Genomic DNA, 24,010 nt, shown 5'->3' with positions numbered 1-24,010 from the left:
GCGTTCATATCGCCAGTTCATTCATGAACTTGTCGATTCTGGCGTTCAGCCTGTCGACCAAAGCCCGGTCCGAAAGCTCCACATAATAACCAAGCTGCTCCACCGTATCGAGGTGGATCACCGCCGCATCGCCATTGGGCATTTTGGCGCCCCAACTCTCGAACACGCAATCGACGCCATCGGGCCGCTGCGACAGGTCGTCGACCGCATAGCCGAGATGGAAAATGCCTTCACCGCGCGTTTCCAGCCATTCCCTGGCGTTCCCTTGGCCGACCACCGGCTCGATCATTTCCAGATAGACGTCGCCCCATTTGGTGAAGGCGTTCCTATTGGCGAAGCGCCCGCGCCAGTCGCGATAGCGCCCTTCATAATCGGTATCGAGCCGCCAGAAAGGCCCAAGGCCCAGCAGATTGCGATAATGCGCCATGCCTGCATCGATGTCGCGCACGACGACGCCGATCTGATAGAAGTCGCCCTTGAATTTCATGGTCATGCTCGCTTCCATTCTGTGATCAGCCCGCGGCTTGGGCCTTCGCCTGGTCGCGCAGCAGGAATTTCTGGATTTTCCCCAAGGGCGTGCGCGGAAAGTCATCCACCAGGAACAAATGGCGCGGCACCTTGTAATTCGCCATCTGCTCGCGACTCCAGGCGGTCAGTTCAGCCAGCGTCAGCGCCGCGCCTGCCTTAAGGATGACGCAGGCTGCGCAGACCTCGCCCATGCGATCGTCGGGCCAGCCGATGATGCAGACATCAGCGATGGCGGGATGTTTGCGCAGGATATTCTCGATCTCCGCCGGATAGGCGTTGAATCCGCCGACGATGACGACATCCTTGAGGCGGTCGAGAATGCGGAGCGTGCCGTCCTCGCCAATGCACCCGACATCGCCGCTATGAAGCCAGCCATCCGCGTCGATCGTCGCCGCGGTCTGCTCCGGCTCCTCGAAATAGCCCTGCATGACCACTGGCCCGCGAATCAGCAGTTCGCCGCTTTCTCCGGGAGGCAGCGGATTGCCGTCCCCATCGACGATGCGCAGTTCGACGCCGGGCAGCGGCTTGCCGACGGTCTTCGCAATGGTTTCAAAGCTGGCGTCGGGATAGTTGACTGTGGCCAGCGCCGTGCATTCGGTCTGGCCGAAGCTGGTCAGGAACAGGTCGAACCCGAATATTTCCCGCCCGGCGCGGATCAACTCCACCGGAACATTGGATGCGCCCGTATGCCCGACCCGCAGGGATGAGATGTCGAACGCGCCGAAACGCGGATGCTCCATCAGCGAGAAGAAGATGGTCGGCGGTCCCATCAGCACGCTGATCTTCTCGCGCTCGATCAGCCCCAGCAGCGCTTCCGCGTCGAATGTCGCCAGCGGATAGACGGTGATTCCCGCGACCAGCGCGGAAATCCAGCCCGACCGGTAACCGAAGCTGTGGAAGAAGGGATTGACGATGGCCATGCGGTCGCCCGCCCGCAGGTCGTTGGATTCGTTCCAGATGGCCGGCACCCACAGCGCCTGCCCATGATTGTGCATCGCGCCCTTCGGCTGCCCGGTGGTGCCGCTGGTGAAAAGAATGTCCGCGATGGTCTGCGGCGTCACGGCCGCGATTCGCGCCGCCAGCGCGGCCTCGTCCGCCTGTTCGCGCTGGAAGGCGGCGAAGGCAGGCCCGTCCAGCGCCACGATATGGCTCAACCCCGGCAGGTCGCGCACCGGCCCGGTTTCGCCTGCGCCGCCGCCCGCCTGAACCAGCATGGCGGCATAGTCATTGCCCAGAAATCCCGTCACGGTGAACAGGATCTTGGCGCGCGTCTTCGCCAATATGTAGAGCGCTTCCCCACCCTTGAAGCGGGTGTTGACCGGCACCATGATCGCGCCGATGCTTTCCGCCGCCGCCGCCGCGATCATCCATTCCGGGCTGTTGGGCGCCCAGATCGCCACCCGGCCGCCATGGGCGACGCCATGGGCGATCAGGGCGCGGGCAAGACCGTCCACCCGGTCCTTATATTGCGCGAAGCTGATCCGCGCTCCGTCCTCGCCTATGATGAAGGGCGTGCTGCCATAGCGTGCCGCGACATGCGCGATGACTTCCGGCAATGTGTGTTCCAGCGTCTTCGGCAGGTCGGAAAAATGCGGATTCGCCATGGTCGTCGCGCCGGTCACAACAGCCCCTTTTCCTCCGCCGTCTGCACGTCCGGGGACACGCCCGCTTCCCGCATGGCCTCGATGACCGCCGTGGTGGCGGAGGCGATGCAGGGGAAGCCGACATAGGGCGTAAGCTGCACCAGCAATCCCTCCAGCTCTTGCGCCGTCAGTCCGTTGGCGATGCCGATCTTGACGTGGTTCTTCAGTTCCAGCGACTGTCGCATGGCGATGAGCGCCGATATGACGGCCATGCTCTTTTCCCTGGGCGCAAGGCCCTGATGCTGCCACGCGTCGTGAAAGGCCCAGCTTGCCGCCATGCGCGGAATGGGCGAGCCGAAACGGTCAGCGGTGCAGGCTTCCCGAAAGGCGTTGCCGAACCCTTCGCCCATGATGCCGCTGATGAAGTCGACGCCCGATTTCTGTTTCTCGTCCAGCTCAGCCATCCATTGCCTCCATGCGTTTTGATTGTCTGGCCTATGGGTGGCGGCGTGCCCGCGTCAATAACGCCGCCACCGCCATCGGAGGGTAACACACACTGATCGGCCATCTGATGGCATCAGCATCCCATCGCCTATGTGATGGCAGGGCCGGGCCGATATTCGCGACATGCAGCCATGCCTATATAGATTTCGACACTTACAGGTTTCGACACTCGGCGCCCGGGTTTGATGGCGGCGTGGTCCAGATCATATCGAATAACGTCATGGTTTTGGGGAAGGAACATCATGTCTGCACAAATCGAAGCGGCGGAAACTTCGCCTGTCTATTCCGGTCCGATCTTCGATGCCGATACGCATTTCTGGGAAACGGATGAGGCGTGGACGAAATATCTGCCCCAAGACGCCGCCGAACGTTATGGCGTCACGTTCAAGACAGGACCGGACAGCGACTTCGCCATGTATGTGGGGCCGCGCAAGGTGGAGATCAGCGCCGACCATCTGTTCGAGGATGGCCGCGTTCCCGCGCCCGGCAAGCTGCATGAATGGCTGCGCGCCATGAAGGAAGGCAAGGCCGAGATCGACATGCATGTGCCCAAGACCCCGGCCATGGTCGAGCCGGGGGAACGGGTGAAACTGCTCGATGCCTGGGATGTGCGTTCGTCCATCCTCTTCGTCGGCAACATGATCACGGCCATCAGTTTCCTGGACGACCCGCGCTATGCCTATCCGGTATTGAACGCCTATAATGGCTGGATGTACGACCAGTGGAAGTATAATTACAACGACCGCATCTTCTCATGCCCCATCATGACGCTCGACAATGTCGAGGAAGCCTGCAAGGCGCTGAAGGATGTCGTCGCCAAGGGCGCGAAGCTCATCCTGATGCCGATGGGCCCCTATAACGGCAAGGCGCCCGCGCATCCCGATCACGATCCCTTCTGGGCGATCGCCAATGAAGCCGGCATCCGCGTCGTCTTCCATGTCTCCGAAGCCATCTACATGAAGGATCATATGGCGCTGTGGGGGGAGGGGATGCAGCAATCGCGCATCCGGCAGTCCGCCTTCGTGTGGATGCACGGCTATTCGGAACGGCCGGTGATCGAGACGCTGTCGAGCTTCATCTTCTGGAACTTCTTCGAACGCTTTCCCAATATAAGGCTGCTGTCGGCCGAAAATGGCGCCGAATGGGTTCCGTCCATGCTGGTGAAGATGGACAAGTGCCGGGGCATCGCGAAGAACGGCCATTGGCCCGCCGGCCAGTTGAAGGACCGGCCGAGCGCCATCTTTGCTCGCCATATGTCGGTCGTCGCCTATCCGGAGGACGATCTGAAATCCATCATCGATCAGGTCGGCAATGCCGATTGGGTTCTGATGGGATCGGACTATCCCCATGCGGAAGGCGTCGCGGAACCGCGCCTGTTCGCGGAGGAAGCGTGCAGGGGCCTGTCGGCATCGGATGTGCGCAAGGTCATGTATGAAAACGGCATGCGCTTCATGGGCCTGCCGGTCTGAACCTGATCCGACCCGTCGCCGCGCGTCAGCTTCCCGCTGAGGCGTGGCGGCCCGCCTCCACCGTGGCATTCAGAAGCCGTTCGAAATTCTGCTTCATCCGGTCCAGCGGAGCCGCCAGCATGAGCGCCCCCAGCAGATCGCCGTCAGGGCCCATGACCGGCACCGCCAGGGCCGCGGTGTCGCTCAACATCTCCCCGAAGCTGGCGCAATAGCCCTGTTCGCGTATCGCCGCGAGGCCGGCGCGGATGACATCGGGGTCGGTCCGCGTGCTGTCCGTCAACTTCCTGAGATGGGCGCGGGCCAGATATTCCTCCACCTGTTCGGGGCTGGCAAAGGCCATGAGGACACGCCCGGCAGCGCTGGCGTAGAGCGGCGCACGCAGCCCCGCCTGCATGGCATATCGCACCGGCTGCGGGCTGTTGCTCGCCTCGGTGTAGATGGCCTGCCCGATTTCCCAATCGGCAATGGCGAACCCCACCGACTCGCGGGTTTCGGAGGCGAGCTGCTTGACCAGGGCGCGGATGAGTTCCGGCGCAGACCAATGGCGCACGATCCGGCTGGCGAAATGATAGGCCGCCGGACCCAGTCGGTATCGCCCCTCCTGACAGGACAGATAATGCATGTCGCACAGGCCCCGCAGCGTGTCGATGAATGTGCTCTTGGGCACCGTCATGACCACGCTGAGTTCGGCCAGGCTCATGCCGTCCTGCTTGCCTGCCAGCAGGGCCAGCAGATCGAGCACGCGGGTGATCGCCTTCGGTCCGCGGGCGCGGGTTTCCTCTGATTTGGCCTGCTGCATCGTCCCCTGTTCACCTTTCCGGTCTCAACTCGCATTGCATAGCCGTTCGAAAATTCGAACGCAATTCGAAAAACCGTTGGACATTATATTCATGATGCGGTACGAAAATCCGTGCAGCAGATGCAATTTCATGCATCCGCGGGAGGAAGAGGAAAGCCAATGGCCACCAGCGCATCCCGGACCATCAAATCCGCGCATCGAGTGCTGGAGATCCTGGAATATTTCGACCAGGATCGCCGCGTCGCCACCGTCATGGAAATGTCGCGCACGCTGAACTATCCGCAATCCAGCACATCCGAACTGCTCCGCTGCCTGACGCGGCTGGGCTATCTCCACTATAATCGCGTTCGCCGGACCTACAGTCCGACCGCGCGGGTCGCCCTGCTCGGCGCCTGGGTGAAGCCTTCATTGTTCCGTGGCGGGCCGGTGCTGTCCGCAATCGACGAGATCGCCAAGCTGACGGGCGAAACGGTGCTGCTGTCGACCAGTTCCAACTATGTGCTGCAGCATCTGCATGTCATCCACGGCAATAATGAGGATGCGCTCGATGCTCATGCGGGCGATCAGCTGTCCATCCTGCACAGCACGCAGGGGCGGCTGCTGCTTTCGAGCTACCGCAATGAAGGCATCCGTTCCGCGGTCCACCGCCTGAACGCGGAGGAAACAGACCTGTCCCGGCATGTCCGCCTGGCCGAGCTTCTGTCCGAATTCGCCGTGCTGCGTGAAAAGGGCTGGGCCATCGAACAGGATCGGGACGGGGTCGGCTGCGTCGCTGTATTGCTGCCTTTCGGCCGGAATATGGATCGGCTGACCGTCAGCGTCATCGCCCGGCCGTCCGTGATTGCGGAGCGCGGACAGGAAATGCTGGACCTGCTGATCAGCCGCAAAGCCCGGATTGCCGAACTGCATCAGGAGGAAGACGGGCTGGAGCGGGACAGCAGCAATGTCGTGAAAATGCCCGAGACGATCAAGATCGCCAGCTACCGGCGGCATTTCGCCTGAGCGCAGGGCCGGTATCGGCGTGAACCGCGCGGTGCTGCCCTGCGGAAAGGGGCGTGTCCGCCTTGCGGAGGCGCCGGCGCCGTCCGTGCCCCGGAATGATGAAGTGCTGGTGCGCATGGCCTATGCGCCTGTCAATCCGGCTGACCTTCTGGCGATTGAAGGCGGATATTCCTTTGATCTGCCGCATGACCAACCGCTGGGAGCCGAGGGCGCGGGGCTGGTGGAGGCAGTGGGCGAAGCCGTTGCCGACCTTCGTCCGGGCGATCTGGTGATGGTGCTTGGCCGGGGCAACTGGTGTGCGATGCGCCTTTTGCCCCGTCGCCATCTGATAGCTCTGCCGGCCGGATTCGATCCCGTGCAGGCGGCGATGTTGCGCATCAACCCTCCTACTGCGCATCTGCTCCTGCGCCATGCTGGCGTGCTTCCGGGCGATGCGATCATTCAAAATGGTGCGGGATCGGTCGTGGCGCATTGGGTTCGCACCTTTGCCGCGCGCATGGACGTCAAGGTTGTCGATGTCGTGGGAAGGCCGCATCCCGCGACACCCGATGCGCTGTTGGACGGCGACGGTCTGGCGGAGCGCGCACTGGCGGCGTCGGGCGGGCGGCCTGTCCGCGCCGCACTCGATTGCGTGGCGGGCGCGGCGACCGACCGGCTTGCAAGCTGCCTGGCGCCGGGCGGCCGGCTGTTGCTGTTCGGCCATCTCTCCGGCGAGCCGATCCAGGTTCGTTCGCAATTGCTGACCGGGGGTGGCCTCTCGATCTTGGGCTTCAGCCTTCGCCCCGCGGAGGAGGCCATGGGTGTTGAGGGCGTGCACGCCATGTTCGCGGAACTGGCCGCGCTCCATGCCGCCGATCCGCCGTCCCTGCCGGTGCGCGCCATCGTTCCGCTGTCCCGTGCGGAGGAGGGGATTGCGCTTGCCCGGACGGGCGGGGGCGGGCGCGTGCTGTTCGATCTGACGCAATGATATCGGGCATGTGAAGGCCTTGGTCGCGCCGTTGACTTGGAAGCCCGATGCCTGCTGGGGAAGGGGTTCTTATATGGGAACAGCGCGATGAAATTGGATTTTACGCCCGAGGAAACGGCCTTCCGCGATGAGGTGCGGACCTTCCTCAAGGAAGCCCTCCCAGAGGATCTGCGGCGCAAGATGATCAACCGCGATCATCTGACCAAGGAGGATACGGTGCGGTGGCAACGCATCCTCAACGCGCGGGGATGGGCCGTGACGCATTGGCCCGTCGAATATGGCGGGCAGGCCTGGACGCCGGCTCAGCGCTATATCTTTCAGGAGGAGATGGCGTTGGCCCATGCCCCGGAAGGATCGCCGTTCAATGTCAACATGATCGGTCCGGTGCTGTGCAAGTTCGGCACCCCCGCGCAAAAGGACAGGTTCCTGGCGGTCACCGCCAATATCGACATCTGGTGGTGCCAGGGCTTTTCCGAACCCGGCGCCGGTTCCGACCTTGCCAGCCTCAAGACGACGGCGGTTCGAGACGGCGATCATTATGTCCTCAACGGGCAGAAGATCTGGACGACACAGGCCCAGCATGCGGACTGGATGTTCGGCCTGTTCCGCACCGACAGCAGCGGCAAGAAGCAGCAGGGCATCACCTTCCTGCTGCTGGACATGAAGACGCCGGGCATCACCGTCCGCCCGATCGAGACGATCGACGGCGAGCATGACGCCAATGAAGTCTTCTTCGACGATGTGCGCGTGCCGGTGGAGAATGTCATTGGCGAGGAAGGCCGGGGCTGGGACGTCGCCAAGCATCTGCTGGGCAGCGAACGCAGCGGCATCGCCCGCATCGGTCTTTCCAAGGAAAGGCTTTCGCAACTGCGCGCGCTGGAGAGCCGCCTTGCCGCGGACGGCACCCTGACCGACGAAGAACAGCGCCGCCTTGCGCACAAGCTGGCGGAGGTGGAGGTGGAATTGCGGGCGCTGGAACTGACCCAGTTGCGCGTCGTCGCCGCCGATGCCCATGGCGGCGGCGCCAATGCGGCGGCGTCCATCCTGAAGGTCAAGGGCACGGAAATGCAGCAGCGCATGACCGAACTGGTCGCTGAGCTGGCAGGCCCGGCGGGCCTTGCCATGCCCGATCATGATCATGCGCCGAACGATCCGGACGATGGCTGGATCGGCGCTGCCGCTCCTTTCTATTTCACGATGCGCAAGGTGTCGATCTTCGGTGGGTCCAATGAGGTCCAGAAGAACATCATCGCCAAGACCATGCTGGGACTTTGACGCGCCATGGATTTCGACCTGAACGACGAACAGAAGATGCTGCAGGAAACCGTCACGCGGTTCGTGGCGGAAACCTACGACTTCCAGAAGCGCGAACATGCGCTCAGGACGCCCGATGGCTGGAGCCGGGAGGCCTATGCAGGTCTTGCGGAGATGGGCCTGCTCGCGCTGCCGTTCGCGGAAGAAGATGGCGGCTTCGGCGGCGGCGGCGTGGAGATGATGATCGTCATGGAGGCGCTGGGGCGCGGCCTGATGGTCGAACCCTATTTCGCAACCGTGGTGCTGGCGGGCGGCGTGCTGCGCCATGGCGCGTCAGCGCAGCAGCGCGGGGACATCGTTCCGGGCATTGCGGCTGGCGAGCGCATCCTGACGCTGGCGCATGGCGAGAAGGGCCTGCCGCGCCATACGCTGGCGGCGCGCACGACCGCGTCTGCGTCGGGCGATGGATGGACGCTCGATGGCCGCAAGATCGCGGTCCTGCATGGGCAGAGCGCCGATACGTTCATCGTGAGCGCAATAACGGGAGAGGGCCTTTCGCTCTTCCTCGTGGATGCGGCGGCGGCTGGCGTGACGGTCGAGGGGAAGCGCGGCTATGATGGCGTGCCGGTCGCCACGCTCGCCCTGTCGGGCGTCAATGTCCCGAAGGATGCGCTCATCGGCGCGACGGGGCAGGGGGAGGGCATATTGGCCCGCGTGTTCGAGGAAGCGACCGCTGCACTGGTGGCGGAATCGGTCGGCGCCATGGCGGAGACGTTCGATGTCACCGTCGACTATCTCAAGACCCGGCAGCAATTCGGCGTCGCCATCGGCAGTTTCCAGGCGCTCCAGCATCGCGCCGTCGAAATGCTGATGCAGCTTGAACTGTCGCGCAGCATGGCGATCCTTGCGGCGCTGTCGCTCGACAGCGATGCCGATCAACGGAGCCGCAACATCTCCGCAGCAAAGGCGCAGATCGGCAAGTCAGGCCGCATCATCGGGCAGGAAGCGGTGCAGATGCACGGCGCCATCGGCATCACCGCCGAATATAAGGTCGGGCATGCCTTCAAGCGGCTGACCGCCATCGACGCGCTGTTGGGCGACCGGGACTGGCATCTCGCCCGTCTCGTGGAAAAGCGCGGCGTCTATCCCGCCTCTGCCTGAGGGTCGTTGCTGATGTCGCTGACGGGGATCGGCGCGCTTCCGTCAGCATAGGGCGCATGTTCCAGGCGGTTAGGCCGCGTGGAGAGTTTCGGAATGGCGGGAAATTGGCCAATCCAAGACATTCCCCTCCCGTAAACGGGAGGGGTTAGGGGTGGGCGCGAGCGTAGCGAGCTTCTGACTTAGCCGTTGCAAAACAGCACAGATGCCGCGCCAGCCCACCCCCTAGCCCCCTCCCGCCTGCGGGAGGGGGAATGTCCTGATTCCACCCAAATTACTCAGTTCAGCGAGTCCTGAATTTGTCCACGCCGCCTAGAAAGTCGAACTGGGATTAGGCCTCTGACGGACTCGCCCCCAAAAGGCCTGCGCGGGGGCATCCAGCATGTCGGCGCCATAGGTGATCAGGCCCTGCTCCACGCGGTAGAGCATGGCCCATTCATAATGGATGTCCTCGCCATTCGCCGCGCTTTTGCGGTAGGCGCGGGCGTGGACGAAGGCGCATTGCCGGTCGACGCAGGTGATGGCGATGATCTCGTCCCGCCTTTCCGCCAGAGCCTCCGCGCAGGAGGCCGCGAATGCGAGAAAGGCGTCGCGCCCGACCAGCGTCTCCTTCGTGCCGCTGGGGCCGAACAGGCTGTGCACGACATCGGGATGGAAATAGTCCGCCGGCGACGGCCGGCTTTCGCCTCCGACAGGAAAGATGTCGGGACGGTGCCGGCCTTCTTCCGTGAAGCCGAACATGCGCGTCAACAGCTTCACGGCATCGTTCATCGCCTTGCCCTTATCCCTCCGCCGCCTTGCGCAGCATGACGGCGCGGTCGCCATCCCGCACCACGACCAGCCGCATGCCGGGCTTCATATAGGTGACGAAGCCATCGAAGCTCTCGCGCACGCCCGGATCGATGGGGCGCAAATAGCTGTCCTTGTCGATATTCAGCGTGATCTCCCCGACGCGATCCGCATCCACGGTGACGGTCGTGGGCGTGAAGGACTTGACGGTGGCCGCGATGGCGCTGGGGTTGGCGGCGGACTGCACCCGCGAGTCGAAGGAGACGCGCAGCCGGTCGCTATTATTGGGAAGGCCGCAATGCGGCGTGCACGGATGCACGACCAGCACGTCCCCCGGCATATAGTCGGTCGTCGCCCAGCTTTCCGCCGGGATCGCGTCGCGCGGGATCGGAAAGGGATTGGGCTTGCCGACATTGTGGAAATAGCCGCGCTTGTTCTGGCCAACCGCCAGCGCCAGCCCGCCCATGTCGCGGGTGCAGGGGGTCAGCGACACCCAGACCGGGCGATAATCCTGAATGCCGGGGCTGTAGAAGCCGTCCTGATGCACGGTGCCCAGCTTGCTCTGGGGCGGATAGGTCCGATATTGCACGATCGGGACGGAGCAGGCCGGTTCACCCAGCACCTTTTCCATCACCGCCTGATTGGCCGGGTCCTCGATCAGACGGGCGGCGATCCCGGCATAGAGATCGCTTTCCTCCATGCCGCCGACCGAAGGCTTGCCCGTCCACTTGCCAGTGGGATCGCCCGGCTCGACCAGCCCCATCTGAGCAGCGACCGCGAGCATTTCATCCCGCGCGCGCGCCACCGTATCCCTATCGAACACGCCGCGCAGCAGGATATAGCCCTTCTCCTCGTAGAAGCGGTTGAGCGCTTCCGGGTCGTCCAGCAGATGGTTGCAGCTTTCCAGTTCGCCCGCCGCGACGACATCCTGCACATGCAGGTCTTCGGCTTCCGGGCGATTGATCACATCGACGGTCATCTCTTCCTTCCTCTCCACTCGGACCGGCCAACCTTTGGAGGCGCCGGGACGGGACCATATTATCATGGCCGGGATCGGTAGGGTGGGATGATTTTCGTCTACTTTCGGCTATTATTGCTCATTGTCCGGCGCCAGCAGCTTCAGCATCTGCATCAGCTTCTCATCCTGCCGGGCGGCGATTTCCGCCACGCTTCGCCCGGCAGCGGCTTCCTCCATCTGCTCGACCAGCATCGCCTGCAAGGCCGGGTCGGCCAGCGGCGGATCGGCCATGCTTTCCCAGCGCCTGACGATGCCCGGCCCGAATTTGGGAAGGAATTCGGCCAGACCGCCCGCGCCGCCCGATGTGTGGAAGGTGGTGAACTGCCCCTGGATCGCCCATTTGAGCGCGAAGCTGTGTTTCATCGCCTTGTCGATGTCACCGACGCTGGCATAACCCTCCGCCACCAGCCGCACCGCCTCCCGGAACATGGCGGCGGTCAGCCGGTTGCCGATATGGCCGAATATCTCGCGCTTCAGCCGGATCGGCTGCTTGCCCATGGCGGCATAGAGGGCGAAGGCGGTGTCGACCGCTTCTTCTGCGGTCCATTCGCCGCCGCCCACTTCGACCAGCGGGATCAGGTGCACCGGATTGAACGGATGGCCCAGCACGAAACGATCGGCGGTCGCAAGGCCGGCCTGCAACTCGGTGACGGGCAGGCTCGACGTGCTGCTGGCGATCAGCACATCCGCGGGCGCCAGCCGGTCGAGATCAGCGAACAGCGCCTGCTTGACCTCGGTGCGTTCGGGGGTGCTTTCCTGGACGAAATCCGCGCCTGCGAGCGCGTCGGCCACCGTGTCGTGGACCGAAAGGCGCACAGACCAGTCGTCGTCGGCCTGGGCCAACCCAAGTTCGACCATCTGGTCCCATGCGCCCGCAACATGGGCGCGGGTGCGTTCGCCCGCGCCGGGCATCGGATCGTAAAGGCGCACGGCCCGGCCGCTGCCCAGAAAGGCAGCGACCCAGCCATTGCCGATCACGCCGCCGCCGATCGCGGCGACGGTGCTTATGCTGTCCGCGTCGCGATAGGCGGCCATGGCGATCAATATCCCTTGAAGACCGGCTTTTCCTTGTTGGCGAAGGCGGTCGTCGCTTCCTTGTAATCCTGCGTCAGCATCGTCATCGCTTCATAGGCGATGGACAATTCGCCCGTCAGGTTCACCTGATCGCGGATGCACTTGTTGACCGCCGCCTTGGACCAGCGGACCGCCCACATCGGCTGTCCGGCGATCTCGCGCGCGATCTTCAGCGCTTCCTCCAGCACCTGCTCCTTGGGGAAGGCATAGTTGACCAGGCCGATCTCCTCGGCCTTCCTGCCGTTCAGCAGCTTGCCGCGCATCAGATATTCCTTGGCCTTTTGCGGCCCGACCAGCAGCGGCCACATCACCGATCCGCCGTCGCCCGTCACCAGGCCGACGCGCACATGGGTGTCGCCCAGTTTCGCATCCTCCGCGACGATGCTCATGTCGCAGAAGGCGAACAGCGACGTGCCAAGGCCGATGGCGTCGCCATTGACCGCCGCGATGATCGGCTGCGGCGTCATCAATATCTGGTCCCAGATGCGCAGCGTGTTGATCGGCACGCGCAACGCATATTTCAGGCCATATTCGGTCTGGGCGCGTTCGGCCATCAGCTTGATGTCCCCGCCAGCGGAAAAGGCCTTGCCCGCGCCGGTCAGCACGATGACCTTGACGCGCTCGTCGCGCGCCAGCTTCAGCCAGATATCCTCCAACTGCCAATGATTATGCGGTCCCACCGCATTCAGCTTGTCGGGATCGTTCATCGTGACGGTGGTGACGCCGTCCTCGGCGATTTCGACCTTGAAGAAGTCGAACTCGCTATAGTCGATGTCGCGCTGAAACTCGTTGTCGCTCATAATCGTCTCCGAAAAATCCCTGTAATATTCTCTGTCTCGTTCAGGCCGCGGCGCGGCTTTTCTGCCAGTCGGCGAAGTTCTGGCCCCCGTCCGCCAGCTCTACCAGAAGCGCGGCGGGTTGCAGCGACGGATCGCCCGGCGTTTCGGCCGCCATCTCGCGCAGCTTGGCGACGATCGTCGCCAGGCCGGTTTCGTCCGCATAGAACATGGGCCCACCCAGATGCCGGGGCCAGCCATATCCGTTGATCCACACCAGATCGACGTCGGACGCCCGCAGCGCGATGCCTTCTTCCAGGATGCGCGCGCCTTCGTTGATCAGCGGGAACAGCAGCCGCTGCACCATTTCCTCCTCCGCTATGTCGCGGCGGGTGATGCCCAGCTTTTCCGATGTCGCGATGATGAGCGCCTCCGTCTCCGGACTGGGATGGGGCGTGCGGTCGCCCGGTTCGTAGCGATAATAGCCTGCGCCCGTCTTTTGTCCCAGCCGCCCGCTCTCGACGATGGCGTCGGCAATAGGGAAGGGGGTGCCGCGGCGCTTGCGGATCGAATAACCGATGTCCAGGCCGGACATGTCGTTCGTGGTCAGCGGCCCCATCGGGAAGCCCAGATTGGTGAGGGCGGCGTCGACTTGTTGCGGGAAGGCCCCCTGCTGCAACAGCCGTTCGGCCTGTGCGGAGCGCTTGGCGACCATGCGGTTGCCGATGAAGCCGTCGCAATTGCCCGACCAGACCGGCACCTTGCCGATCGTCTTGCCCACCGCCATCGCGGTCAGGATCGCCTCGGGGCTGCTGTGCCGGGCCACCACGACCTCCAGCAGCTTCATGACATTGGCGGGCGAGAAGAAATGCATGCCGACGAAATCCTGCGGACGCTCCAGCACCGACGCGATCTCATCCACGTCGAGCGCCGAGGTGTTGGAGGCAAGGATGGTGCCGGGCTTCACCCGCTTTTCCAGATCGGTGAAAATCTCCTTCTTGACGTCCATATCCTCGAACACCGCCTCGATCACGATGTCCGCGTCGGCCGCCGCCGCGCGGTCGGTGGCGCCCGCGATCAGCGCAAGGCGCTCGTCCATCTGCGCCTGACCGATGGACCCGCGCTTGACCGAGGTGGCGTAATTGCCCTTCACCCGCTCCAGACCACGATCCAGCGCTTCCTGCGTCGTGTCGACCACGGTGACGGGCACCCCGGCCCCGGCAAAGCACATGGCGATGCCGCCGCCCATGGTGCCCGCGCCGATGATCGCGGCTTTCTGCACGGGCCGCGCCTTTGCGGTTTCCGGCAGGCCGGGGATGCGGGCGGCTTCCCGTTCGGCAAAGAAAAGGTGACGCAGAGCGCGCGACTGGCTGCCCGCCATCAGTTCCCGATTGGCGGCGGCGTCGATCGCCAGCGCTTCGTCCAGGCTCATGGTGAAGGAGCGGCGGATCGAATCGATATTGGCCTGCGGCGCGGCCTGGCCCTTGCTGCGCGCCGTCAGCTTCTTCGCCAGCGCGTCGAAGGCCGAAGGATCGGCGCGGGTCGCCGCCAGCTTCTCGTCGCGGTCGCGCACCGGCACGGCAGGGATGTTTTCGTCGATCACGCGGCGGGCGAAGGCGGCGCCGATGACGGCGGGATCGCCTTCCTCCACGGCATCGACAATGCCCAGCTCCAATGCCTGCCTGGCGCCCACCGGCTTGCCGGACAGCACATGCTCCAGCGCTTTTTCCGGACCGATCAGGCGCGGCAGCCGCTGCGTGCCGCCGCCGCCTGCGAACAGGCCCAGGTTGATTTCGGGCAGGCCCATCCGGGCGGAAGGGATCGCGACGCGGAAGGCGCAGCCCAGCGCCGTCTCCAGCCCGCCGCCCAGCGCGGTGCCGTGGATCGCGGCGACCACCGGCCTGGCTGAGCTTTCCAGCGCGGCGATGATGTCCTGCAGGGTGGGCGACTGGCGCGGCTTGCCGAATTCGGTGATGTCGGCGCCCGCGAAGAAGGTCCGTCCCGCGCAATAAAGCACGATAGCCTTCACGCCCGGGTCGGCGTTCAGTTCTTCCAGCGCGCCGACCAGTCCCTGCCGGACGCCGATGCCCAGCGCGTTCACAGGCGGATTGTCGCTGACGATGAAACCTATATCGCCTTCGATGCGGGTGGAGATCTTGTCATTGATCTGGGTCATGGCTGGATCGAGGGGCCCTGTCTTGAAAATGCGTCTGAAACCTGTCCCCACAAGCTATTTGCCGGTCATAACTGTCAAGCTGGGGCGGCGGGCGGCGGCGATGCATCGTAAATGTGAAGGATCGCAGCGGTAATCTTCGCATCGCGATCATCCCCGATTAGGTCGAGGATAGCAGTTTATCCGCGGCATATGAGCCGCCCTATGGGAAGCGATCGAATGCAGTTCGACCTGAATGAAGAGCAGACCATGTTCCGCGACGCGGTAGCCGCCTTCGCGCAGCGCCATCTGGCCGCCGGAGCGCTGGAGCGCGCGCATAGCGACGATTATCCGTGGGACGTGGCCAGGATGATGGCCGAACAGGGCCTGATCGGCATCACCGTGCCGGAGGACAAGGGCGGTCTGGGCGGAAGCCTGATGGACGCGGTCATCGCGATCGAGACGATCGCGTCGGTGTGCCCCCGGTCTGCGGATGTCGTGCAGGCGGGCAATTTCGGGGCGATCCGCACTTTCGCCCAGTTCGCCACCGACGCGCAGAAGGAACAATATCTGGCCCCCCTGCTACGCGGCGAGGGGCTGATTTCGGTCGCCATGACGGAGCCGAATGCCGGTTCCGCCGTGACAGAGCTGACCACCACGGCAGTGGAGGATGGCGATGGCTACCGCATCACCGGGCAGAAGATCTTCACGACCCACGGCACCCATGCCACCGTGTTCCTGGTCTATGTCCGCTATGGGCCGGGCACCGGCAATATCGGATCGGTGCTGATCGAGCGCGGCCAGGAAGGCTTCAGCTTCGGCAAGCCGATCCGTTTCCTGTCGGGCGAGGAATGGAACCCGCTGTTCTTCGACAATGTCTATGTGCCCAAGGACAAGGTACTGCTGGGGCCGGGCGGCTTCAAGAAGCAGATGTCGGGCTTCAACGTCGAACGCATCGGCAACACGGCGCGCAGCCTTGCGCTCGGCCGCTACGCCTTCAACGCGGCGGTCGAGCATGCCAAGACGCGCAGACAGTTCGGCAAGGCGCTGTGCGAATTTCAGGGGTTGCAGTGGAAATTTGCGGAAATGAAGCTGAAACTCGATGCGGCCCAGTTGCTGCTGTATCGTGCGGCGACCAATGCCGACGCGGGCCTGCCTTCGCCGGAAGAGACCGCCATTGCCAAGGTCGCGTGCAACCGCGCCGGTTTCGAATGCGCCAATGAGGCGATCCAGATCATGGGCGGCGCGGGCTACAGCCAGGACAGCCTGGTCGAATATTGCCTGCGCCGCACGCGGGGGTGGATGATTGCAGGCGGCGCGATAGAAGTGCTGCTCAACCGTATTGCGGAAGGCGTATTCGACATGCGTTTCCCCCAGGGCCCCGCAAAAGGCTGAAAGGCTGAAGCGTCCCGCCAAGGAGAGGATCGGACAATGAACGAAATGATCAGCGTTTCGAGGCAGAAAGTCGCGGTGACGGCCGATCGCATCCCGGTCGACGCCTATATTTCGCGCGACTATGTGCGGCTGGAAAAGGAACGGCTCTGGCCCAAGATATGGCAGGTCGCCTGCCGCGCCGAAGAGATTCCCAATCCCGGCGATTTCTACACCTACGACATCGCGGATGAATCGATCGCGGTCGTCCGCCAGAAGGACGGGACCATCGCCGCCTATTTCAACGTCTGCCCCCACCGGGGCCGCCGCCTGACGGAAGGCTGCGGCCGGATGGGCAAGTTCCACTGCAAATATCATGGCTGGCAGTGGAGCCTGGACGGCAAACCGACAGAGATTGTCGACCGCCACGACTGGGGCGATGCCCTGCCGGACGAGGACGTTGCCCTGCAAAGGGTGAAGGTCGGGCAATGGGGCGGCTGGGTCTTCATCAACATGGACCCGGACAGCGAAAGCCTGGAGGATTTCCTGGGCGAGGCCAAGACGATCCTCGACCCGTTCGAGATCGAGCATATGCGCTATGCCTGGCGCAAGCGCATCATCATGCCCTGCAACTGGAAGACCGCGCAGGAGGCCTTCATGGAGGGCTATCATGTGCAGACGACGCACCGCCAGCTGCTCGCCTACCAGGACGATTACACCTATTCCAAGGCCTATGGGAAACATGCGATGTTCGGCTATGCGCCGACCGCGCTGTTCGGCCTGCCCAGCCCGCGCGTCAGCGACCAGAGCGGCGACATCCGCAAGGGTTTCTACGAGTTCAACAAGGAAATCTGGGACACGCTCCAGGCGACCACCACGCAGGAAATGCTGGCGGCGGGCAAGCGCCTGATGGAATTGCCCGAGGGCGTCGATCCCTTCGCGCTCTACGGCGCCTTCGCCCAGTTCCATGCGGAGGAATCGGCCAGGAGCGGCCGTCCCTTTCCGGCGATCAGCGGGGAGCAGTTGATGAAGGCGGGGACCGACTGGAACATCTTCCCCAACCTCGTCTTCCTGCAACAGGCGACCAATGTGCTCTTCTATCGCGCCCGCCCCTATGGCGACGACCCGGACAAGTGCATCTTCGAAGTCAATGTGCTGGAGCGTTACGCGCCGGGCGCCGAGCCCAAGGTCGAGGTGGAAGACGGCGGCGACGGCAGCGACGGCCAATGGCGCGCCCTCAATTGGGGCCTCATCCTGGAGCAGGACTTCCAGAATATGGAGGAAGTGCAGAAGGGCATGAAGTCGCAGGCCTTCAGGACCGCCCGGACCAATCCCGTTCAGGAGGTGGAGATCAGCAATTTCCACCACGTCTATCATGACTATATGGGGAAGGCGGACTGAATGGACGAGACGAAGTTCGACGAGGTTGCCGACTTCGTCATCATCGGTTCGGGCGGCGGGTCGATGGCGGCGGGGCTGTACCTGAAGTCCATCGGCAAAACGCCGCTGATCCTGGAGAAGACCGACAGGCTGGGTGGTTCCACCGCCATGTCCGGGGGCGTGCTGTGGGTGCCCAACAATCACATCATCAGGGCCAAGGGCATCAAGGACAGCCATGAGATGGCCCGCACCTATATGGATGCGACCGTCGGCAACGATGGCGGGCCGGGCGCCACGCCGGAGCGCAAGGAGGCCTATCTGCGCAACGGGCCGGTCATGCTGAAATGGCTGGAAGATCAGGGCATGAAGTGGCTGCACACCGAAGGCTGGTCGGACTATTATGACGACCGGCCCGGCGGCGTGACGCGCAGCCGCTCCATCGGCGCGCCGATGCTGGATGCGCGGGAGATGGGGCCGCTGTTCGACAAGCTGCGGCTCGGGCCGATGGTGATGCCGCTGCCGACGGACAAGGCGGGTATTATCGGCCTCGCCACGCGGACCCCCCGCGGCATGTGGGAGGGGCTGAAGCTGCTATGGCGCATGCGTGTCGTCGCCAGGCGCGGAAAACCGATACTCAGCTTCGGTGGCGCATTGCAGGGGCGTCTGCTGATGCTGGCGGACAAGGCCGGCGTCGACATGCGCACGGAGCATGGCGTCACCGAGCTGATCGAGGAAGACGGCAGGATCGTCGGCGTCATCGCGGAGCATGGCGGCAGGACATTGCGCATCGGCGCCCGCGATGGCGTGCTGATCAATGCGGGCGGTTTTTCCCGCAATGCGGAGATGCGCAAGCAATATGGTCCTCAACCCAGTTCGGTGGAATGGACCAACGCCAATCCCGGCGACACCGGAGAGCTGATCCAGATTGCCGAAAGACATGGCGCCGCACTGGACCTGATGGACCAGGCCTGGTGGGTTCCCGGCACGGTCGTGCCCGAAGGCGGACCGGCGAACATGCATAATACGGACATTTCCAAGCCGCATTGCATCATCGTCAACCGCCATGGCCGCCGCATCCTGAACGAAAGCGGCTCCTATATGGAGAATGGCCAGCGGCTGTACCGCAATGACGTGCCTGCCTATGTCATCCTGGATAGCCGCCACCGCAAGCGCTACGCCTGGGGCTATTATCCGCCCGGCAAGACGCCGCAGTCCTGGCTGGACAGCGGCATGATGAAGAAGGCGGATTCGATCGAGGAACTGGCGCGCATCACCGGCATCGATCCCGCCGGGCTGAACGCGGAGATCGAGAAGTTCAACGGTTATTGCGAGACCGGCAAGGATCTGGACTTCAACCGGGGCGGGCGCGGCTATGACAATTGCTTTGGCGATCCGACGGTCAAACCGAACCCCAATCTGGGCAAGATCGACAAGCCGCCCTTCTACGTCATGGAGATCGTGCCCGGCGACGTCGGCACGTCGGGCGGTGTCGTGACCGACGAGAATGCCCGTGTCCTGCGCGCTGACGGATCGGTGATCGAGGGTCTCTACGCCACCGGCAATTCCACGGCTTCGGTGATGGGCCGCTGCTACCCGGCGGCGGGCGCGAGCATCGGCGCGTCCTTCATTTTCGGATGGATCGCCGCCCACCATGCCGTAGGCGGCAATGGCTGATCGGGGCCAGGCCCCTCCCGAACAGGGCGGGGCCTGTCAGTCAGGCTTCATTTTCGCCGCGGTTTCGCCCGCCATTCGCTAGCGGTCATGCCGGCATGCTGGCGGAACATCGCCCGAAACAGTCGGCTGTCCGAATAGCCGACCAGTTGCGCGATGCGGTCCACCGATCGCGTGGATTTTTCGAGCATGCGCACCGCCGCCTGAAAGCGAAGCTGCCCGACATAGGCCTTGGGCGACAGGCCCAGCGCCTTGTGAAAGCGGCGGTTGAGCGTCGCCGGGCTGGTCGACAGATGCCCCGCCAGTTCGGCCATGTTGATCGGCCCGGTGAAACGCTGCTCGATCCACAATTGCGCGCGGGCGACCAAAGGGTCGGGCGCCAGCAGTTCCTTCTCCTCATAGTCCTGCCCCACGATCGAGGAGAGCCATCGGGCAATGTCGGGGGAGATCATCCGCTCCAGCACCCGGATGATCAGTTGCAGGTCGTTGCCCATGCCGTTGCCGATCAGCAGATGGCCGTGATCCACCAACCCAAACCGCTCCTCGAACGGCTGGCGGGGGAAAAGCATGCGGGTCAGCGGCTGCATCGCCCGCGCCACCGGAACCGCAAGATCGGCGGTGAAACCGCCCGCCATCAACAGGGTGGAAGCCGCTCCGCTGGCGCCGATCACCGCGCCCATCGCCGATTGGCGGCGGAGCCAGTCGAGCAGCGGACCTGCCTCCGCCAGGCGGCGTTCCAATGGCTCGCGCCCCCCGGCGCGGAAGGCGGGCAGCCAGATGAAAGCCATCGGTTCATCCCGGTTCGCGGGGCCGTCGACCGGAAAGGATCGGCCGTCGCCCAGCACGACCGGCCCGCCGTCGGCGGAGAGGATATGCAGCTTCGTTTCCATGCGCATCTGGTCTTCGCCGGCGAAAACATGCTCCACCCGGTCGCGGGCGATCAGGAAGCTGTCCACGAGCGCGCCGATGCTGCTGAAATAGGCGCCGGGCAGCGCGACAAGGGCGAAATCAAAGGCCATGACTGAGAGAAAATAGCCGGTATATGCGCAAATACTCCCTGTCAATCTGCCTCGCCCTGGGCGAACAGCAGGTCTTGCACGCTGGACGGATCACGCGCTTGGGTCCATCTGCGCGACCGACGAGGAGAGAGCCCGCATGCCCGAACCGATCCGCCATTATGACCGCCTTGCCGGAAAGGTGGCGATCGTCACCGGCGCTGGAGCGGAAGGGGATGATGTCGGTATCGGTCGTTCCATCGCCCTGCTCATGGCAGCGGAAGGCGCACGACTTGTTTGCGCCGATCTGGACCCGGCGCGGGCGCAGACAACGGTGGAACGGATCAAAGCCGATGGTGGGTGCGCCGTTGCGGCTGGAGGCGATGTCGGTGACCCGGACGTCTGCGGAAAGCTGGTCGATGCGGCCGTTGCGGCATTCGGCAGGCTCGACATATTGGTCAACAATGTCGGCATTTCGGGACCGGCCACGCTCGAAACCATGACGCTGGACCAGTGGAACCGGACGCTGACCACCAATCTGACCAGCGTGATGCTGATGAGCCAGGCGGCCATTCCCCTTATGGTGCGCGGCGGCGGGGGATCGATCGTCAACATCTCCTCGCTGGCGGGCATAAGGGCGATGGGGGCGATCGCCTATGGCCCGTCCAAGGCGGCGATGGCGCAGCTTTCCCGCGAGATCGGCGTGCTGCATGGCCGCGACGGCATCCGCGTGAACACCGTGGCGCCCGGCCATGTCATGACGCCCCATGCAGCGCGTTACATGTCCGAGGAGATGCGCGAGATGCGGCGGAAGGTAAGCCCCCTCGGCATTGAGGGCGACGCCTGGGACGTGGCGCAGGCGGTGCTGTTCCTCGCCAGCGACGAGGCCCGCTTCGTCAACGGCGTCGAACTGGCGGTCGATGGCGGCGTCGTGGGGATCGGACCGCTCGCAGGCCATGGCTTCATCGCGGAAAGCTGACGGGGTCGCGGGCAAATATCATGACTGCGATCAATCTCGTCCCGACGCTCGGGACGATTGAGTAAAAATATCCTTTCGACATGATCGTTCCCCAGAGCCGCAACAGCGGCCAGACCGGCGCCAGTGCCGGACGATCAGGAGAGGAAGGATGACCATGTTCCGGTCCGCATTGCTTGCCGCCACATCGCTCTTCGCCACCGCAGCCGCCGCGCAGGACGCCGCACCGCAGGACTCGGGCATGGCCCAGGCGTCCGACATCATCGTGACCGCCCGCCGGCGCGAGGAGGCGTTGCAGGACGTGCCGATTTCGATCACCGCCGTCAGCGGCGACTCTCTTGCGCGAAGCGGCGTCAGCGACGCGCTGGGGCTGCAAAGCCGCGTGCCCTCGCTCAGCCTCACCAACCAGGGCACCAGCCGGAACGAGCTGGGCTTCGCCATTCGCGGTCAGCGCACCCAGGAATCGCAACTGCTCACCGATCCGCCGGTCGGCACCTATTTCGCTGAAGTGGTCCAGGCCCGCAGCGTCGGCTTCGCCTACGCGCTCTACGACCTGCAATCGACCCAGGTGCTGAAGGGCGTGCAGGGCACGTTGTTCGGCCGCAACATGACCGGCGGCGCGGTGCTGATCGAACCCAACAAGCCGGTGGACGATTTTCATGCCGAATTGCGCGGCCAGATCGGCAATTACGACATGCGCGACATTTACGGCATGGTGAACCTGCCCCTTACGGAAGGTCTCGGCGTGCGTTTCGCGGGCAAGATCAGGAAGCGGGATGGCTTCACCAGGGATGTTCTGACCGGTCGCGACTATGACGATCAGGATTACCAGACCTTCCGAACCTCGATCCGCTTCGCGCCGACGCCTGAATTCGAATCCAATACGATCGTCGATTATATCAAGACGAACGAACATGGCACGGCGCTGGTCGGCACCGCCGCCAATCCCGCCGCGCCCGCCATCGCCGGATATGCGACGCTGCGCGGCTTCGGCATTCCGGTATCGGACGTCGTCGGCCAGTTCGCGGCGCAGCAGGCGCGGCCGCATTATCGCTTCGCATCGGGATCGGGAACGGGCGGCACGCTCGACGCCTATCAGACCCAGCCTTTTGAACGGCTGAAGAACCGGGGCGTCACGAACCGCACCACCTACAGCCTTGATACCATCACCTTCAAGAATATCGTCGGCTATCGCAAGCTGGACTTCGACCAGGTCATGGACCTGGATGGCGTGCCCGCCTATCTCATCAATTCCAATCGCTATCGCAGCATCGAACAGTTCAGCGAGGAATTCCAGATCCAGGGCAAGGCGATCGAGAACCGGCTGGATTATGTATTGGGCGCCTATTATTTCGTCGAGAAGGGGAAGGATGGTTCCACGTCCAGCCAGTTCCCGGAACTGGCGATAGCCGGCTCGGGATTGCCGCTCAACACTCCGGCCGCGACTTTCCTCAACGCCTATGCGGGCAGCGGCAAGGCGAAGACTTTCGCGCTGTTCGCGGCGGGCACCTATGCCTTCACCGACCAGTTCAAGGTTTCGGCGGGCATCCGCTACACGACCGACAAGCGCAATGCGCGGATTTTCGCCTATTATCCCAATCTGGGCACATGCCTGTTCCGCGTGGACACCGGCACGACCTCCTTCGTTCCCGCGACGCTGGCCGACTGCCCGCAGACCAACAGCAAGAAATGGGACGCCTTCACCTGGGACGTCACGCTGCAATATGAACCCAACGCGAATCTGACGACCTATATCTCGACCCGGCGCGGTTTCCGCTCCGGCGGTTTCTCGCTGCGGGCGGCGTCGACCGAAGAATTGCAGCCCTTCGATCCGGAAACCGTGCAGGAATATGAGGTGGGGCTCAAGACGCGCCATCCGCTGGGCGGCGCCACGCTGACCAGCAGTCTCGCCATCTTCTATCAGGACTATAAGAACGTCCAGAAGCAGACATCGTCCATCGACAGCGCGGGCAATGTCAACACGATCATCGACAACACCGCCCGGCAGAAAAATTATGGCGGCGAGCTGGAACTGGGCCTCATCGCGGGTCCGCTCAACATCAGCGCCTTCTATTCCTATGTCGGCGTGGAGATCAGCCAAGGCCGCCAGCCGGGCGAATTCGCGCTGGTCGGGTCGCCCCATCATCAGATGGGCGCGAATGTCAGCTATGAGATCCCCCTGTCGGGCGATGCGGGCGCGATCAACCTCAACGCCAATGTCAGCTATCGCACCAAACAGCATCTCGACAAGAATGACGTGCTGGCGACCGAACCGGGATATGAACTGGTCAACCTGCGCGCGGGTTGGGACAATATCTTCGGTACCGGACTGGGCGCGGCGGCCTTCGTCAACAACCTGACCAAAAGCTATTATCGTGTGGGCGTGATCGGCATCTACAACGAGGCCGGCTACATCTCCTCCGTCTATGGCGAACCGCGCACCTATGGGATGGAATTGTCCTACAAATTCTGATCGAAGCGTCACCGGCGCCGGACCTTCGAGTCCGGCGCCGATGATTGAGGGCGGGCATGGCCAAGCCGCTT

General features: G+C 63.7%; 20 protein-coding genes. 10 read left to right on the top strand and 10 right to left on the bottom strand.

Annotated features, from left to right (window positions below; translation table 11 throughout):
• Positions 1–4: 4 nt before the first annotated feature.
• Genes EWH10_RS11805 through EWH10_RS11795 form a run of 3 tightly spaced genes read right to left on the bottom strand, consistent with a single transcriptional unit; the run spans position 5 to position 2,575 of the window.
• On the bottom strand, positions 5–493 hold the full coding sequence (locus EWH10_RS11805; protein WP_226870406.1) for a VOC family protein: 489 nt from the start codon (positions 491–493) through the stop codon (positions 5–7).
• Between the two features lie 19 nt (positions 494–512).
• Positions 513–2,150, bottom strand: coding sequence for an AMP-binding protein (locus EWH10_RS11800; protein WP_083198941.1), 1,638 nt, complete (start codon positions 2,148–2,150; stop codon positions 513–515).
• The gene (locus EWH10_RS11795; protein WP_025550538.1) at positions 2,147–2,575 is read right to left on the bottom strand and encodes a carboxymuconolactone decarboxylase family protein; all 429 of its coding nucleotides are present in this window, start codon (positions 2,573–2,575) and stop codon (positions 2,147–2,149) included. The genes EWH10_RS11800 and EWH10_RS11795 overlap by 4 nt, the downstream gene beginning before the upstream one ends.
• Before the next feature lie 282 nt (positions 2,576–2,857).
• Between EWH10_RS11795 and EWH10_RS11790 the strand changes: the two genes are divergently transcribed.
• A complete protein-coding gene (locus EWH10_RS11790) occupies positions 2,858–4,084 on the top strand; it encodes an amidohydrolase family protein (protein ID WP_025550540.1) in 1,227 nt (408 codons plus the stop codon).
• Positions 4,085–4,109: 25 nt separating this feature from the next.
• On the opposite strand, the gene EWH10_RS11785 is transcribed toward EWH10_RS11790, so the two are convergent.
• Positions 4,110–4,883: an IclR family transcriptional regulator gene (locus EWH10_RS11785; protein ID WP_044660671.1), complete on the bottom strand. Its 774-nt coding sequence runs from the start codon at positions 4,881–4,883 to the stop codon at positions 4,110–4,112.
• Between the two features lie 159 nt (positions 4,884–5,042).
• Between EWH10_RS11785 and EWH10_RS11780 the strand changes: the two genes are divergently transcribed.
• The 4 genes from EWH10_RS11780 (at position 5,043) to EWH10_RS11765 (ending at position 9,267) form a co-directional block, all read left to right on the top strand.
• A complete protein-coding gene (locus EWH10_RS11780) occupies positions 5,043–5,885 on the top strand; it encodes an IclR family transcriptional regulator (protein ID WP_025550544.1) in 843 nt (280 codons plus the stop codon).
• Positions 5,886–5,904: 19 nt separating this feature from the next.
• The gene (locus EWH10_RS11775) at positions 5,905–6,852 is read left to right on the top strand and encodes an MDR family NADPH-dependent oxidoreductase (RefSeq protein WP_044660670.1); all 948 of its coding nucleotides are present in this window, start codon (positions 5,905–5,907) and stop codon (positions 6,850–6,852) included.
• A gap of 87 nt (positions 6,853–6,939) precedes the next feature.
• Entirely contained in the window at positions 6,940–8,127 is a 1,188-nt protein-coding gene (locus EWH10_RS11770) for an acyl-CoA dehydrogenase family protein (protein WP_025550548.1), read from the top strand.
• A 6-nt stretch (positions 8,128–8,133) separates the two neighbouring features.
• Positions 8,134–9,267, top strand: coding sequence for an acyl-CoA dehydrogenase family protein (locus tag EWH10_RS11765; RefSeq protein ID WP_025550549.1), 1,134 nt, complete (start codon positions 8,134–8,136; stop codon positions 9,265–9,267).
• 309 nt (positions 9,268–9,576) lie between these two features.
• On the opposite strand, the gene EWH10_RS11760 is transcribed toward EWH10_RS11765, so the two are convergent.
• From EWH10_RS11760 to EWH10_RS11740, 5 genes are all read right to left on the bottom strand, one after another.
• Positions 9,577–10,035 (bottom strand): nuclear transport factor 2 family protein, encoded by a 459-nt coding sequence (locus tag EWH10_RS11760; protein ID WP_025551479.1) that lies wholly within the window; start codon positions 10,033–10,035, stop codon positions 9,577–9,579.
• A 10-nt stretch (positions 10,036–10,045) separates the two neighbouring features.
• Positions 10,046–11,032, bottom strand: coding sequence for a phytanoyl-CoA dioxygenase family protein (locus tag EWH10_RS11755; protein ID WP_025551477.1), 987 nt, complete (start codon positions 11,030–11,032; stop codon positions 10,046–10,048).
• A 111-nt stretch (positions 11,033–11,143) separates the two neighbouring features.
• On the bottom strand, positions 11,144–12,106 hold the full coding sequence (locus EWH10_RS11750) for a 3-hydroxyacyl-CoA dehydrogenase NAD-binding domain-containing protein (protein WP_025551475.1): 963 nt from the start codon (positions 12,104–12,106) through the stop codon (positions 11,144–11,146).
• A gap of 5 nt (positions 12,107–12,111) precedes the next feature.
• The gene (locus EWH10_RS11745; RefSeq protein WP_025551473.1) at positions 12,112–12,945 is read right to left on the bottom strand and encodes an enoyl-CoA hydratase/isomerase family protein; all 834 of its coding nucleotides are present in this window, start codon (positions 12,943–12,945) and stop codon (positions 12,112–12,114) included.
• Between the two features lie 40 nt (positions 12,946–12,985).
• Complete coding sequence (locus EWH10_RS11740; protein WP_130029987.1) at positions 12,986–15,097, bottom strand: 3-hydroxyacyl-CoA dehydrogenase NAD-binding domain-containing protein; 2,112 nt, start codon at positions 15,095–15,097, stop codon at positions 12,986–12,988.
• A gap of 201 nt (positions 15,098–15,298) precedes the next feature.
• Here EWH10_RS11740 and EWH10_RS11735 point away from each other — a divergent pair, with 201 nt between their 5' ends.
• The 3 genes from EWH10_RS11735 to EWH10_RS11725 are packed head-to-tail and all read left to right on the top strand — an operon-like array spanning position 15,299 to position 19,498.
• Positions 15,299–16,468, top strand: a complete 1,170-nt coding sequence (locus EWH10_RS11735) for an acyl-CoA dehydrogenase family protein (protein ID WP_226869687.1) — start codon at positions 15,299–15,301, stop codon at positions 16,466–16,468.
• A 36-nt stretch (positions 16,469–16,504) separates the two neighbouring features.
• Positions 16,505–17,845 (top strand): aromatic ring-hydroxylating oxygenase subunit alpha, encoded by a 1,341-nt coding sequence (locus tag EWH10_RS11730; RefSeq protein WP_065846173.1) that lies wholly within the window; start codon positions 16,505–16,507, stop codon positions 17,843–17,845.
• The gene (locus EWH10_RS11725) at positions 17,846–19,498 is read left to right on the top strand and encodes an FAD-binding protein (protein WP_025551467.1); all 1,653 of its coding nucleotides are present in this window, start codon (positions 17,846–17,848) and stop codon (positions 19,496–19,498) included.
• Positions 19,499–19,545: 47 nt separating this feature from the next.
• On the opposite strand, the gene EWH10_RS11720 is transcribed toward EWH10_RS11725, so the two are convergent.
• Complete coding sequence (locus EWH10_RS11720) at positions 19,546–20,514, bottom strand: GlxA family transcriptional regulator (protein ID WP_025551465.1); 969 nt, start codon at positions 20,512–20,514, stop codon at positions 19,546–19,548.
• Between the two features lie 136 nt (positions 20,515–20,650).
• Here EWH10_RS11720 and EWH10_RS11715 point away from each other — a divergent pair, with 136 nt between their 5' ends.
• Positions 20,651–21,469 carry an SDR family NAD(P)-dependent oxidoreductase gene (locus tag EWH10_RS11715; RefSeq protein WP_025551463.1) on the top strand — a complete coding sequence of 273 codons (819 nt, stop codon included), beginning with the start codon at positions 20,651–20,653 and terminating at the stop codon, positions 21,467–21,469.
• A gap of 148 nt (positions 21,470–21,617) precedes the next feature.
• The gene (locus EWH10_RS11710; RefSeq protein WP_044660668.1) at positions 21,618–23,939 is read left to right on the top strand and encodes a TonB-dependent receptor; all 2,322 of its coding nucleotides are present in this window, start codon (positions 21,618–21,620) and stop codon (positions 23,937–23,939) included.
• The last annotated feature ends 71 nt before the right edge of the window (positions 23,940–24,010 follow it).

Origin of the sequence: Sphingobium fuliginis, from assembly GCF_004152845.1 — a bacterium.
Lineage (GTDB): Bacteria > Pseudomonadota > Alphaproteobacteria > Sphingomonadales > Sphingomonadaceae > Sphingobium > Sphingobium fuliginis.
The sequence above is the reverse complement of the archived record's forward strand: the minus strand, read 5'-3'. Positions and strand labels throughout refer to the sequence as shown.

Bases quoted from the DNA above. Each gene is read 5' to 3' on its own strand.
- EWH10_RS11805 (WP_226870406.1), bottom strand. From the start codon at position 493: ATGACCATGAAATTCAAGGGCGACTTCTATCAGATCGGCGTCGTCGTG.
- EWH10_RS11795 (WP_025550538.1), bottom strand. From the start codon at position 2,575: ATGGCTGAGCTGGACGAGAAACAGAAATCGGGCGTCGACTTCATCAGC.
- EWH10_RS11790 (WP_025550540.1), top strand. From the start codon at position 2,858: ATGTCTGCACAAATCGAAGCGGCGGAAACTTCGCCTGTCTATTCCGGT.
- EWH10_RS11785 (WP_044660671.1), bottom strand. From the start codon at position 4,883: ATGCAGCAGGCCAAATCAGAGGAAACCCGCGCCCGCGGACCGAAGGCG.
- EWH10_RS11780 (WP_025550544.1), top strand. From the start codon at position 5,043: ATGGCCACCAGCGCATCCCGGACCATCAAATCCGCGCATCGAGTGCTG.
- EWH10_RS11770 (WP_025550548.1), top strand. From the start codon at position 6,940: ATGAAATTGGATTTTACGCCCGAGGAAACGGCCTTCCGCGATGAGGTG.
- EWH10_RS11765 (WP_025550549.1), top strand. From the start codon at position 8,134: ATGGATTTCGACCTGAACGACGAACAGAAGATGCTGCAGGAAACCGTC.
- EWH10_RS11760 (WP_025551479.1), bottom strand. From the start codon at position 10,035: ATGAACGATGCCGTGAAGCTGTTGACGCGCATGTTCGGCTTCACGGAA.
- EWH10_RS11755 (WP_025551477.1), bottom strand. From the start codon at position 11,032: ATGACCGTCGATGTGATCAATCGCCCGGAAGCCGAAGACCTGCATGTG.
- EWH10_RS11750 (WP_025551475.1), bottom strand. From the start codon at position 12,106: ATGGCCGCCTATCGCGACGCGGACAGCATAAGCACCGTCGCCGCGATC.
- EWH10_RS11745 (WP_025551473.1), bottom strand. From the start codon at position 12,945: ATGAGCGACAACGAGTTTCAGCGCGACATCGACTATAGCGAGTTCGAC.
- EWH10_RS11740 (WP_130029987.1), bottom strand. From the start codon at position 15,097: ATGACCCAGATCAATGACAAGATCTCCACCCGCATCGAAGGCGATATA.
- EWH10_RS11735 (WP_226869687.1), top strand. From the start codon at position 15,299: ATGGGAAGCGATCGAATGCAGTTCGACCTGAATGAAGAGCAGACCATG.
- EWH10_RS11730 (WP_065846173.1), top strand. From the start codon at position 16,505: ATGAACGAAATGATCAGCGTTTCGAGGCAGAAAGTCGCGGTGACGGCC.
- EWH10_RS11725 (WP_025551467.1), top strand. From the start codon at position 17,846: ATGGACGAGACGAAGTTCGACGAGGTTGCCGACTTCGTCATCATCGGT.
- EWH10_RS11720 (WP_025551465.1), bottom strand. From the start codon at position 20,514: ATGGCCTTTGATTTCGCCCTTGTCGCGCTGCCCGGCGCCTATTTCAGC.
- EWH10_RS11715 (WP_025551463.1), top strand. From the start codon at position 20,651: ATGCCCGAACCGATCCGCCATTATGACCGCCTTGCCGGAAAGGTGGCG.
- EWH10_RS11710 (WP_044660668.1), top strand. From the start codon at position 21,618: ATGACCATGTTCCGGTCCGCATTGCTTGCCGCCACATCGCTCTTCGCC.